The sequence below is a fragment of the Anabaena sp. UHCC 0204 genome, from assembly GCF_009711975.1.
Classification (GTDB): Bacteria; Cyanobacteriota; Cyanobacteriia; order Cyanobacteriales; family Nostocaceae; genus Dolichospermum.
In genome coordinates, this window is the sequence record NZ_VIKW01000002.1 from 204749 (window position 1) to 218505 (window position 13757).

Annotated in this window: 8 protein-coding genes; 5 read left to right on the forward strand and 3 right to left on the reverse strand. The window is 35.7% G+C overall.

Annotated elements, in window-relative coordinates; all coding sequences use genetic code 11:
* Positions 1 to 113: 113 nt before the first annotated feature.
* Positions 114 to 3602, reverse strand: a complete 3489-nt coding sequence (locus tag FJR04_RS02480) for a DUF4114 domain-containing protein (protein WP_168491487.1) — start codon at positions 3600 to 3602, stop codon at positions 114 to 116.
* A 1755-nt stretch (positions 3603 to 5357) separates the two neighbouring features.
* Positions 5358 to 5777 carry a DUF2358 domain-containing protein gene (locus tag FJR04_RS02485; RefSeq protein ID WP_168491489.1) on the reverse strand — a complete coding sequence of 140 codons (420 nt, stop codon included), beginning with the start codon at positions 5775 to 5777 and terminating at the stop codon, positions 5358 to 5360.
* Positions 5778 to 5927: 150 nt separating this feature from the next.
* Between FJR04_RS02485 and FJR04_RS02490 the strand changes: the two genes are divergently transcribed.
* Positions 5928 to 6392, forward strand: a complete 465-nt coding sequence (locus FJR04_RS02490; protein WP_168491491.1) for a pentapeptide repeat-containing protein — start codon at positions 5928 to 5930, stop codon at positions 6390 to 6392.
* An 88-nt stretch (positions 6393 to 6480) separates the two neighbouring features.
* Here FJR04_RS02490 and metK read toward each other — a convergent pair whose 3' ends face one another.
* Positions 6481 to 7743: a methionine adenosyltransferase gene (metK, locus tag FJR04_RS02495; RefSeq protein ID WP_168491493.1), complete on the reverse strand. Its 1263-nt coding sequence runs from the start codon at positions 7741 to 7743 to the stop codon at positions 6481 to 6483.
* Between the two features lie 323 nt (positions 7744 to 8066).
* Between metK and FJR04_RS02500 the strand changes: the two genes are divergently transcribed.
* The 4 genes from FJR04_RS02500 to FJR04_RS02515 all read left to right on the forward strand — a co-directional run bounded on the left by FJR04_RS02500 (position 8067) and on the right by FJR04_RS02515 (position 13643).
* A complete protein-coding gene (locus FJR04_RS02500; RefSeq protein WP_168491495.1) occupies positions 8067 to 9719 on the forward strand; it encodes an AAA-like domain-containing protein in 1653 nt (550 codons plus the stop codon).
* 528 nt (positions 9720 to 10247) lie between these two features.
* Positions 10248 to 10667, forward strand: coding sequence for a XisH family protein (locus FJR04_RS02505; RefSeq protein ID WP_168491497.1), 420 nt, complete (start codon positions 10248 to 10250; stop codon positions 10665 to 10667).
* Positions 10652 to 10954 (forward strand): element excision factor XisI family protein, encoded by a 303-nt coding sequence (locus FJR04_RS02510; RefSeq protein ID WP_168491499.1) that lies wholly within the window; start codon positions 10652 to 10654, stop codon positions 10952 to 10954. The genes FJR04_RS02505 and FJR04_RS02510 overlap by 16 nt, the downstream gene beginning before the upstream one ends.
* 52 nt (positions 10955 to 11006) lie before the next feature.
* Positions 11007 to 13643 (forward strand): AAA-like domain-containing protein, encoded by a 2637-nt coding sequence (locus tag FJR04_RS02515; RefSeq protein ID WP_168491501.1) that lies wholly within the window; start codon positions 11007 to 11009, stop codon positions 13641 to 13643.
* Positions 13644 to 13757 lie beyond the last annotated feature (114 nt).

A 13757-nucleotide genomic window follows, 5' to 3' on the forward strand; every position in this document is an offset into this window, starting at 1 on the left:
TTCAAATTCCCCTGCATATAGTTTGGGAATTAAGGAAATTAGGGTTTATGAGCGATCGCATTATCAGAGACGTTCCATAGAACGTCTCTATCAGGATTCTAGAACATGATCTTCTAAGCTACAGGAGTCAAATTCACTTTAACAACCATATCATTGAAGTCTTTGTCACCACCACCAAATAGATCCTCAAAACCAAAAGTATTATCACCTAAAATCCGCACATGATCAGCGCCATCTGAATTAGCACCCAAGAAGGTAAAGTAAATATTTGGGTTATTATTAGGATCGCTATCAAGTAGGGCATCGGGTGTACCATTAGCAATCAGAAATGGTACAAAGAGAGAACCACCGTGAAGTGTCGCATTAAAAACTGCTGTTCCACTGTTGTTTACAGTTAAATTAATATCAGGAACACGCCCATTCAGAGCCGCTTGAATATAACCATCTTGTCCAGGGAGAATATCGGCCGTACCATCACCATTAATATCAATCCCACCATTCTCATCTGTGATGCGATAGAAGCCAATAAAATTGTTAAAACTTGCTTCTCGGTTAACAACAAACTCAGCGTTTACTGTACCAGTAATATTCCGCAAATCCAGCGATTCTCCCTGTGGTTTATTTTGTAGATTTGTACCCAGAGATATAGCTTTATCACTTGCCTTAATCGTGACTAGCAAATCCTCAAAACCATTAGGATTACCAGAACCATCTTCCCAAGCTAGGGAGAAACTATCAGATCCCAAATCTGTAATCTTGAGGGTAGAAGGGGCAGGAAACAGGACATTTTCTTTGGCAGTGGTGTTATTGAGTACAGACTCGGTTGAACCACCTTTAACCAAATAGAATCTCAAATTATCATTAGAATTAAATCCTAATAATCGGCTGAGGTTAGTGGGATCAAAGCCAGCAGGAGGATTAGTAAGCGCAGAGAAAATTACCTGACTTCTTAATAAAGCTTTTTCTGCATAACCCGCAGCACCTGGAGCAATACCGTCAATTGTACCAGCCGCATCATCAACGGTAAATACCCCTATTTCATTAATAAAACTAGAACTGCGTCCTGTTAATTTAACGTCTAGAGTAGCGTTGCCATTATTAGCTTTGATATTAAAAACATCATCACTAATCTTTGTCAGAAATTTGTTAGAAGCTGTTCCACCGTTACCATTTTCGTTGATATCGTTAATATTGATGGTTAACGCTTTTTCATAAATTAGTCCAGCTGCATCTTGTGTTTTAACTCGGATACTGTAATTGGACTTAGTTTCAAAATCTGGAGAAAAGTTAATTTTGAGTTGATCTCCATCAATAGTGAAAGCACCATTATCATCATCACCATCACCCTCAATTAAGTGATAAGTGAAAGTATCTCCTGCATCTGGATCAGTAGTAGTCAATACACCAACAACAGAGTTAGCGGCAACATTTTCATCAATACTGGTATTGCTAATTCCTAAATCTGTGGGCGCTGTATTTGTACCTGTTTCGTTGATATCATTGATGGTGATAGTCAACTGTTTCTCATGAATTAGTCCAGCCGCATCTTGTGTCTTGACTCGGATACTGTAATTAGACTTAGTTTCAAAGTCTGGAGAAAAGTTAATTTTGAGTTGATCTCCCTCAATAGAGAAAGCAGTATTATCAGTGTCTCCCTCACCCGCAACTAGGTGATAAGTAAAAGTATCTCCTGCATCTGGATCAGTAGTAGTCAATACACCAACAACAGAGAAAGCGGCAACATTTTCATCAATACTTGTATTGCTAATTCCTAAATCTGTGGGTGCTGAATTTGGTAGTGTTTCGTCAATATCATTGATGGTAATCGTCAACTGTTTCTCATAAATTAGTCCACCTTTATCTGTAGTGCGGACTCGGACAGTGTAATTGGACTTAGTTTCAAAATCTGGAGAAAAGTTAACTACCAAGCTATGACCATTAATGCTGAAAGCACTATTATCAGCATCGCCATCACCAGCAACTAGGCTATATGTAAAAGTATCGTTTTGGTTGGGGTCAATGGTGCTGAGTGAACCAACAACTGTATTAACTGGAACATTTTCATTAATACTTGTATTGCTGAGTGCTAAATCTGTGGGTGCTTGATTGACAAATTTGCCGAATATCACATAAGCTGCTCCAGATTTGATACCATTAGCATCAGCAAAAGGAGAGCTAATAATGATGTCTTTAACACCATCACCATTAACATCCCCAGCACCGCTAACGGAGAAACCTAACTCTTTATCTATGGAAAGACCATCAATAACAAAGCCATTCTCTCCGTTGAGACTTGATATATCAAAGGTAGGACTAAAGGGAGTTTTACTACCATAGACTACATAGGCTTGACCCTTGGAATTAGCAAAGGGAGCGCCAATAATGATGTCATCAATACCGTCATCGTTAACATCCTTTAAATCACTGACAGACCAACCGAAATTGTTAAAAGGAGCAATACCGTTGATGGCAAAGCCATTGTTGCCATTGAGTTGTGACAGTTCAACAGTATTATCAAAACCGCCCTCTTTACCAAAGACTACATAGCTTTTACCAGTAAACTCTATACCTCCATCTCTTGCACCAATGATTAGATCACCAATTCCGTCACCATTGATATCTCCAGCTTTACTAACAAAGAAGCCAGATTGATCAACATCTTGTCCATTGATGGTAAAACCATCGTTAGGATTAAGGTTGGAGACGTTGATATCATAAGTAAAGGGGTTGTCTTGTTTACGTCCATAGATCACAAAACTGCTGCCAGAATTGTTACCATTAGGGTCTGCATAAGGCGCACCAATAATGATGTCATCAACACCATCACCGTTCATATCCCCCGCATCACTCACGGAATAGCCTAAGTTGCCTAAGTTATTTTTATCATTGCTGTAGATGATCAAGCCGTCATCAAACCCAAAGTCTGGAGAGTCGAGGTCTATGACTGAAGGAAGATTCGTTTTCCCAAAGATGACATAGCTTTCGCCGTAAATACCTGGTCCATTATTGCCAGGATTAGTTGCACCAATTAATAGGTCTTTGATGCCATCACCATTAAGATCACCGGCACTACTAACAGCCCAACCTGCATTACTACTTAATTCAAATGTACTGCCTGGAATAGTAACGCCCTTGTTGCCAAGGTTGGAAAGTTCAATGGGATTACTAAAATAGTTGGATTCTTTACTACCAAAGATGACATAAGCATTGCCGAGACTATTGGCAATAGGACCAGGTGCGCCAATTGCTAGGTCATCAACACCATCACCGTTCATATCCCCAATGTTGCTAACGGAACGGCCTGATTCATCAGCACTTGCAGCCCCGTTGATCACAAAACCTTTAGTACCATCAAGAGTCGAAAGATCAATGGTTTGACTAAAGCCTTCTTTACTACCAAAAACTACATAAGTCTTACCTGCATCACCTTGATTATTGGGATTGGCTAACGGCGCACCAATTACGATGTCGTCAATACCATCACCATTCATATCTCCAGCATTGCTAACTGAGTAGCCTAATGTGTCGTTTTCTTCTTCACCTTTAATAATAAAGCCGTTGTTACCGTCAAGTGTGGAGAGATTAAAAATTGCTTCGCTCATAGTGGTGTAATATTGTTGGTTTTTTCAATTTTTGATAAACTTCCGGTACTGGAAAGCCTTTTGAACAGGCAATTTCACCCTATTTACAGAAATATTTGCTATAAATCTGCGTTCAGAAATAGCTCTAGGCTGTAGTTGAGTAGCCAGAGTCACTGTTGATGGCAATATGAACACCCTTAGTTAGGGTAAATCTGCGTTACGAAATGGCTCTAGGCTGTAGTTGAGTACCTAGAGTGAGTGCAATACTTTGTCGGTTAAGAACCTGAAAGTTATCAATTCGTTGGGGAAAAGCTTTAAGGGTAAAGGGTTTTCTTCATCCTTTTCCTTTTCTTCTTTCCCCTCCTAACCGCGCAGTATTAAGAGTAGGTGTTACAGCAAATTGTGATCAAACTTGCCACAAGTCAAAGTCATAAAACCAATGCAGAACTTCGCATGGGATTCATTTTTGTGGTTTATTTGCTCGAAAACTGCTGTAATTGCAGTAGCGGAATAGAAATTAATGCCCTGGTGTAGTGTTACTGTTCTGGCTTGTAGTTGAGTGGCCAGAGTTAGTATAGATAATTTGTTGGGGATGGTTAGCCCAATTCGGCAAAGCATAATTAAAAACTTAAAAAGCAGATTAAACCAGCTTTTTAGAAATTTTTAATGATGTTTATTTTTGCTGCGCTGCACTAGATTAACTTTCATGCTCAGTGAAACCTCGACATTAATATAATCAAATCCAGGTCTATGGAAGACTTGGGGTTTTTGCCGATGACACCCAAACGAGTGAAGATGCTAACGTGTATGCCTGATTTGATTGAAGGGCTTGGGTTTTTTACTAACAAGAAAGTTTACATTCATTGCCCGAAAACAGTATAGCTCATATATTGTGCTTTTAATTGTGAAGTTTTTGCAAACTTTGGGTCAATAACACGCAAATTCCTGAGTTGGGCTTTTATCATGAGCTTTAAGCACCGCATAAGACCTAGACTGGGGTGATGATACTTGAATTCAGGGGAAAAAATTTCTCTTCCTGGTTCTCAATCCCCGCTTCCCATTACCTCATCCCTAATTACCACTGTCCAATCCGGACTTCTCTTAAATATTTTGACTACTTCTCATCTACTGTCTCCACCAGTAATACTAGGGTGTGGTTAATGATGGGGTTAGTATTGAATGGGTAAAAATGGGAATTTTGGGGAAAAAAGTCTGCTACTTGTTGTCAACGGGATAAACGCTGCCTTTTTAAGCAAATCTAAATTCTTTTTGTGAGTATAAGTTTAAATCAAGTATAGAGCAAAGTGTTGCTTGTTAGGTTAAGGGCGAAAAGATGCAAATATTTATAGTAATGCTATTTGATTTTTTGAAATATGCGTAAAGTCCGTTGTAGTTGGTATTGTCCACAACAACCCTATTAACGTAAATTAGGTATAGATAAGCGCAAATATCCGGCTGCGCTAACCAAAATCAAAGAGGAGTCCTATATGTCCAGATTTATGAGTTGAAATCAGTTTTTCATGGACAGATGTTTAAAAACCTATCTATCTCCAGCGTCGGATGATAATTATCTGTTAAAAAACGATAGTTCAACACAAGTTCTCTATTTAAATAAGAGAACTTTATCTTATTTTTTTCCAAATGAGAATTGCTGGGATCTGACACCCGCATATCCCCTAAATCCGCCTTTTTAAGGGTGAATTTGAGGAATTTAGCTTTCCTTGGTCAGGAGGGTTGGGGGGATATTGATTAATTCTGATACTTTTCAAACATCCTCTAACCCCTTTGCCAAAACTGCTGTAATATTTCTCCTGGTTTTCTATCCCAGGTGTCAATATGTTCATATATTAAACAATCTGCATTCAATTTGTAAGTTGAATAACCATTAAACAGTAACTTTGCTTGCCAAGGAACGCGTAAAACCCCTCTCACTGTCCATGTAGCTAGAATTGTGTCATCACTAGACTGTGATACCTCATGTAAATCAAAGTAAATTTGTGTGAAAAATAATTGAGCATGAAATCGTAAAGTCCAAAATATTAAGCGATAGTTAAATTTACCTTTAAATTTATTGACTGGATCACAAAAGTAGATATCATTTGTGTATATTTCATAGGAAATATCCTGCTCAAACAGTGTAGGTAAGTCCTGTTGCAGAGTTGTAATTAGTTGTTTTATCTGTAATTGGGATTCCATATAATTTAGTAATTAGTAATAAATTCCTATTCCCACTTTGAGAAAAAATATCAAAGTTGTGATTTTAATCAACATTCTCCAGCCAACTTGTGAGATAATGAAGTTGTGAGGTAAAGAACGGACATAACTCCATTATAAGGGGGAAATTTTATGAAACTTCAATTATTAGCCGCTATGGCATTGGTAACTCCCCTGTTTCTAGCTAATTCAGTCCAAGCTGGAAGCCAGCAAGATATACAGAAACTTTTGTCAACTAGAGAATGTATCCAGTGTAATCTATCAGGAGTCAACCTCAGCGGCGCTCATCTCATAGGTGCTGACTTACGAGGCGCAAATCTACAAGGTGCTAACCTCACAGAGGCTAACTTAGAAGGTGCTGACTTAACTGGAGCAAATTTAGCAGGTGCTAATTTAACATCAGCTTTTGTTACAAATGTTAATTTAAAACAAGTCAATTTAAACGGTGCAAACCTGACTCGTGCGACAATTAATGATTCCAACGTTTATCAAGCATCAATGGATAACATGGATATCACCGATGCTGATATATATTACACTGGAATTGGGATTGGTGGAGAAGATGGAGCAATGATTCCCGATTGGGATGCTCCCTAAACTTGAGCTATCTATGATTAAAAAATGAGGCTATAGATGATCAAATTGTCTATAGCCTCAATTGCAATTTTGTGAATAAACTAACTGATTAAGCGATCGCTTTTGAATGAGATTTATTCAAGCATTGCTTTAATATGTCTGCTTTATCAGTGCGTTCCCAAGGCAGATCTAAATCAGTTCTTCCAAAATGACCGTAAGCTGCAACGTCCTGATAAAAACGTCCGCCTCTTTCACTTGGTAAGTTCCGTAAATTAAAAGCATGGATAATTCCCGCTGGACGTAGTTCAAAGTTGTCCTTAACTAGGTTCAACAGAATTTCATCATCTACTGTACCAGTACCGAAAGTATCAACAAAGATACTCACTGGCCGCGCTACACCAATGGCATAACTTAGTTGCACTTCACACTTTTGAGCTAACCCGGCCGCAACAATATTTTTGGCTGCATAACGAGCAGCATAAGCCGCAGAACGGTCTACTTTTGTGGGATCTTTACCAGAGAAAGCACCACCACCGTGGCGAGAATAACCACCGTAGGTATCAACAATAATTTTTCGTCCTGTTAAACCAGAATCTCCCTGGGGTCCACCAATGACAAATTTGCCAGTGGGGTTGACTAAAAATTTTGTCTCCTGAGTTGGTTTCACAGTAATATCACCAAATACAGGTTCTACCACCTCTGTCCACAGGTCAGCTTTAATCTTGGCCTGTATTCCAGCATCATCTGTAATATTGCCAATGGTAGCTGTATGTTGAGTGGAAATTAAGATAGTGTCAATACCTACAGGTTTTCCATCTTCATAAACTACAGTAACTTGAGTTTTCCCATCAGGACGCAGATAAGGAAGAACACCTGCTTTGCGAACTCCTGCCAATCTCCGGGCAATACGATGAGCTAAACTGATCGGTAAAGGCATCAGTTCGGGTGTTTCGTTACAAGCAAAACCGAACATGAGTCCTTGATCACCAGCACCAATTTTATCGAATAGTTCTTCACTATCCTGAGTGCGCGTTTCTTGGGCTACATTGACACCTTGGGCAATATCAGGTGATTGTTCATCCAAAGCTATCAAAACACTGGCGCTATCCGCAGAAAAACCATTACCTGCGTCAGTGTAGCCTATTTCCGCAATTTTTTTACGGGCAAGATGCACATAATTGACATGAGCTTTGGTACTAATTTCTCCAGTAATTAATACTAAACCAGTATTAACCACCACTTCTGCGGCTACTCTGCTACTAGGGTCTTCTGTCAATAACGCATCAATAATCGTATCCGAAATTTGATCGCAGATTTTATCTGGATGACCTTCTGTAACTGACTCGGAAGTAAATAAATAACGACGAGACAAAGGAATTTCCTCCTGAGAGAATGTTTTCACTGATGAGATACATCAGTTACTAATTTCTGAAATCATAACAATATTTACAGTTTTTGTAATAAGTATCTTTTATCTAAGTATTTTCAGGCTTATATGTATAGCATGAGGCAGATGTAGGGGCGGGGTTTCCCCACTCAGAAGTTAGTATCATTATCAAGTATGAATTTTTAATATCTACCAAAAAAGTTATCAGCAGCCTAAAATTTGATCAGCGTTACAGTTTTGATCACTATAAAGGATAAAATACTGCACATACACAGTATTGCTGATCATATTTCCAAAAAACGACGTTGATGAAAAAAATTCTGATTTTAACAGCTAACCCCATTAACACAAAACCATTACGTTTAAGTGAAGAAATAAGGGACATTAAACAAGCTTGGGAACGTTCCCAAAAACGTGAACAATTTGAAATTATTGTCGAACAAGCTGTACGTCTTCAAGAATTCCGTCGTACTCTATTAGGACATAAACCAGATATTGTTCATTTTTCAGGACATGGTGGAGGAGAACATGGTTTAGCTTTAATGGCAGATAATGGAGAAGCATTTTTAATTAAAGTTGCTGCTTTAGCCAAATTTTTTAAAGCATTACAAGAAATCTTTTTTATTGATTGTGTTTTTCTCAATGCTTGTTATTCAGATGTACAAGCAGAAGGTATTTATCCTTATGTTAATTATGTCGTAGGGATGAATCAAAAAATTGGTGATCAAGCAGCTAAACAATTTGCTATTGGTTTCTACGATACTTTATTTGCAGGAGAATCAATTCAAAGTGCTTTTGATTTAGGATGTAATGCGATTGAAATGGAAAATATTCCAGAGCATTTAACTCCGGTTTTGAGGACAAAAGATGCAACGACTAAAAAAGCCATTGTTCAGGATTTAAATGAATCAAAATCTGAACCAATTCCAGCAAGAAGTATTGATATTCCTTTTGAAAATTTAGATGGACAAGTTCCTCTAAATTCTCCTTTTTATGTTGAACGTCCTCCTGTGGAATCTAACTGTTATAAAGCTATTATCAAACCTGGGGCATTAATTAGGATTAAAGCACCTCGACAAATGGGAAAAACTTCATTAATGAGTAGGATTTTAGCCCAAGGAGAAAAGCAAGATTATCAAACAGGATTTATTAATTTATGGAGTCGAGAATTATTTAAAAATCTCGATAGTTTTTTAGAGTCTTTTTGTGCAAATGTCAGTTTAGAATTAGGGATTGAAGAAAAGATAGATCAATATTGGAATACTAAACGTTATAGCAGTCAAACTAATTGTACAAATTATTTCCAATCCTATCTTTTAAAAGAATTGAAACAGCCTGTGATTCTAGGATTAGATGAAGTGGATAGAATCTTTCAATATAGTGACATTGCTGATGAATTTTTCACTATGTTACGTTCATGGCATGAAAAAGGCAAAAATAATGAAACTTGGCAAAAATTGAGATTAGTTATTTCCCATTCTCAGGAGGTTTATATTTCTTTGGATGTGAATAAATCTCCTTTTAATGTCGGTTTACCTATTGACTTAAATAAATTTAGTTTAACTCAAGTTCAAGATTTAGTTAAACGGCATGGATTACAATGGTCAGATACAGAAATTAATCAATTAATGGGGATGATTGACGGTCATCCTTATCTAGTAAGAACAGCATTATATCATATTGCTACTAACCAATTAACCTTAAACCAATTTTTAGAAATAGCTCCCACTGAAGAAGGTTTATATGAAGACCATTTGTATCGTCATCTTTTGATTTTAGAAGAAAATAAACAACTAAAATCAGCGATGTTAAAATTAGTTAATAGTGATGATGCAGTTACATTAGAACCAACTTATGCTTTTAAATTAAAAAGTATGGGATTAGCGGAGTCAAAAGGTAATAAGGTAATTCCCTTATGTAATTTATATCGGCTTTATTTTTGCGATCGCTTGCAAGACTAATTAATGTCATCTAAAATGATAAAAACCAAATAAATATAACAATACCTTGTCCAAATTGGAAAAAGCCTTGATTTGTAGGTTGGGTTGTGGAACGTAAACGTTCGCGAAGCAATCAGCATGAAACCCAACAAAGCAGAAAATGGACAAGGTATTGATATAACCAAAGTTATTTTGTGATGAACATAACTTGCTCTAAACTAAAGTAACCTACGGAAACGCTACGCGAACAGGACTAATAACTAAACTCCGTTAAAACGGACTATAAATTTTTATTCCATTGCTGGGAGCGATGATTACATGATGTTTGATAGAATAGTTGTAAAAGTTTCATCATAGTATATATAGCTGTATGCAGTTGAAGGAGATACATCATACGCCCCCTCCTCGCTTGCGGGGAGGGGGTTGGGGGTGGGGTTCTTGTATTTCACTCAACCAAGAACCGCTATAATGTAAATATTATCTATCGTAGTGCGGTCATTTTATGAACATAGATATGGAATCTAAATAACCAACCGTTAACGAAAAAAAATGTCTAGGAGAGATAATTTACACTTATCATTACGTCATACCTTAGAAAAGGATGGTTGGAAAATTACCGATGATCCCTTAATTTTAGCACTAGAAAAAACATTACTCAAAGCCGATTTAGGCGCAGAAAAAATTTTTAGTGCTGACAAAGAAGACCAAAAAATTGCCATTGAAATTAAAGATTTTGATTCTCCTTCTGTGATTAGTGAACTAGAAAAAACCATAGGACAACTTCAACTCTATCAATGGGCTTTAGCAGAACAAGAACCAGAAAGAAAACTTTTTTTAGGAATTAGTCAAGCTATTTATTTAAAACACTTTCAAAAACCTATTTTTCAATTGGTTGTTAAACGTAATAAAATTAATCTAATTGTTTTTGATCCTGAAAATGAGGTAATTTTACAATGGATAAATCACTAAAGTACACTGAGATTTTAACCCAAGTTTTAAGAAAAGAATCTGCTATTCAACCTCGACTACAAAAACTTAAACTTAGTTCAGTTTGTGATCAAGAATCAGGACAATTTTTGATTATTATGACAGGTTGGGAAAAACAAACTTGGACTGATACTATTTTATTCCATGCTCGATTATTAAATGATAAAATTGTCATTGAAGATGATAATTTTGAGCAAGGATTAACAAATGCTTTAATTCAAGCAGGAATACCTCCAGAAGATATTGTTACCGGAATGTTTCAACAATAAAATTACAATAATATAGAAATTTACCCTAATTTATCGGTATTCAACAAATTAAATGGAAAATTTAGACTCAATTAATTATGAATATCAAGTAGGTGGTTCTCTCCCAGCTTCTGCTCCTACTTATGTGACTAGAAAAGCCGATAATGAACTTTATCAAGCTATAAAAAAAGGAGAATTTTGTTATGTTTTAAATTCCCGTCAAATGGGTAAATCTTCTTTAAGAGTTCAAACAATGAAACGACTTAAAGAAGTAGATGGATTTGCTTGTGCTGCTATTGATTTAACTGAGATTGGTTCAGCTAATATTACCCCTTTACAATGGTATGCAGGAATTATTATTGAATTAATTAATACCTTTGAATTAAATGAAAAATGTGATATAGATAGTTGGTGGGATAAATATGATCAAGAATCTTTATCTGCGGTGAATTTCTTTGGTAATTTTCTGCGCGATATTCTTTTAAAATATGTTGATTCAAATATCGTTATTTTTATAGATGAAATTGATAGTACCATTAGTTTAGAGTTTAATGTTGATGATTTTTTTGCATTGATTCGCTCTTTTTATAATCGTCGAGTTGATAATGCTGAATATAATCGTCTGAGTTTTGTGTTATTAGGAGTAGCTACTCCCAACGATTTAATTCAAGATAAAACACGGACTCCTTTTAATATTGGTTATGGGGTGGAATTAACAGGTTTTACTTTTGCAGAATCTCAACCATTAGCACTGGGATTGAGTGTTAAAACTAATCACTCAGAAAAGTTATTAGAATTAATTTTACATTGGACTGGAGGACAACCTTTTTTAACTCAAAAGGTTTGTAATTTAGTCTTAAATTCTTCTGAATTATATGAAGGAAATGAAGAAGCATGGTTAGAAAATTTAATCAGAACTAATATTAGTGAAAATTGGCAAACACAGGATAACCCAGAACATTTACGCACTATTGGAAAACGGATTTTAAATGATGAACAAATGGCAGGTGAATTATTAGAGATTTATCAAAAGATTTATCAAGCAGGAGAAGTAGTTAGTCAGAATACTGGAGAGGAAGGAAAGTTACAGTTATCGGGTTTAGTGGTGAAAAAAAATAATCATTTACAGATTTATAATCCCATTTATCGAGAAGTTTTTAATCAACAATGGATTGATAATCAATTAGCCGCTTTACGTCCCTATTCTGAGGCTTTTAGGGCGTGGTATAATTCAGGCTGTCAGGAAAATTCTTGGTTATTACGAGGAAATGCTTTAAAAACAGCAGAAGCATGGGCAGAATCTAAGAATGTAAGTTATCAGGATAAACAATTTTTAGCAGCTTCTCGTCAGCAGGAAATTGAGGAAGAAATTATTGCAAGGGAAAAGGAAGCTGAGTTAGATAGGGAAAGAAAGGAGAAAGAAGCCGCAGAAAGAGCGAGAAAAATTGAAGAGGAAGCTAGAAAAAGAGCAGAAAAACAATTAGGGAAAGCTAAGAAAACAGGAGGATTAGTTTTATCTATTAGTGTAGGTTTGGCTGTAGTTTTTGGAATAACCGCATTTATAGCAAAACAAAATACTGATAAAATGGAACAAAATGTTTCTAAAATTAAAGAACTATCAGCAGTAGCTTCTCAACTTCAACAAAAAAATCAAGTAAATGAAGCCAATCAATTTTTAAATATTGCAGGTTTAGTTTTACAAGATAAAATCAAAAATCAAGAACTAAAAGAAGCTTTATTAGATAGTTCTTTAGTTTTAGGATATGAATCTTTACAAACAGAAGAGGATAAAAATCTAGAATTAGTTCCAATAGATCCAAAATATAACAAAGCTAAAGAAGATTTGAACAAAAGTTTTGAAAAATTACCAAAAGAAAATAATGTTGGTAATAAAGAACCTAGTTATTTAGCAACATTAGTTTATATTTATTATGTAAAAGGTAAATTAGGAAACTCATTAAATAATTACCGTACAGCATTAGCTAAATATAATCTTCTCAAATCTCAATTAACATCTAATATTGAGTTATTTACTTTAGACCTGAATATTCTCTATAATGGTAATGTTGATATTGTCGCTAATCTTTATCGTCAACTTAATGATTTAGATAGTAAAAGTACAGTTTATCATGAAGATTTAAAGAAACATTTATTAGCTGAATTAGATTATTTAATGAGAAAAAATAGATGGAAAGAAGCAGATAGGAAAAATGATCAGTTTCTTCTGGTTTCAGCCAAAAGAGAAAAAGAAGGTTATTTAAATTTAGAAGATGTGAAAAACTTTAACTGTGATGATTTAGAAAAAGTAGATAAATTATGGGTGGATAAATCAGGAGGAAAATTCGGTTTTAGGGTCCAAAAAAGGATATGGAAGGAAACAGGTAATTCTTTAGATTTTTTATATTTTAACTGGGGAAATAGAAAAAAGAATTGGGAAAAATGGAGCGATGAAGGGTATAATAGGTTTGCAGAACGGGTGGGATGGAAAAAGGGTAAAGAGGAAAACTGGTATTTATATAGTGAGTTACCCTTATGGGAATATAAGAATTTAGATACGTATAAGCTCGAAGGTACGTTACCGCATTTCGTATTTAGTAAAAAACAGGGGTTTTGGGACGACTCACACGGGGATTGGAAGATTTGGGGCGAAGTGCTGGGGGAGAATAGGCTAATGAGATCCTCTTTTCTTGCAGAGACGTGTAGATTGTAGCAGATAAGGCTTTCTTAGAATTTAGAATTTAGAATTTAGAATTTAGAATTTAGAAAAAACCATTATTAAATTTTTCTTTTTTGCCTCCAATCATTAACAGATTATCAGTAAATT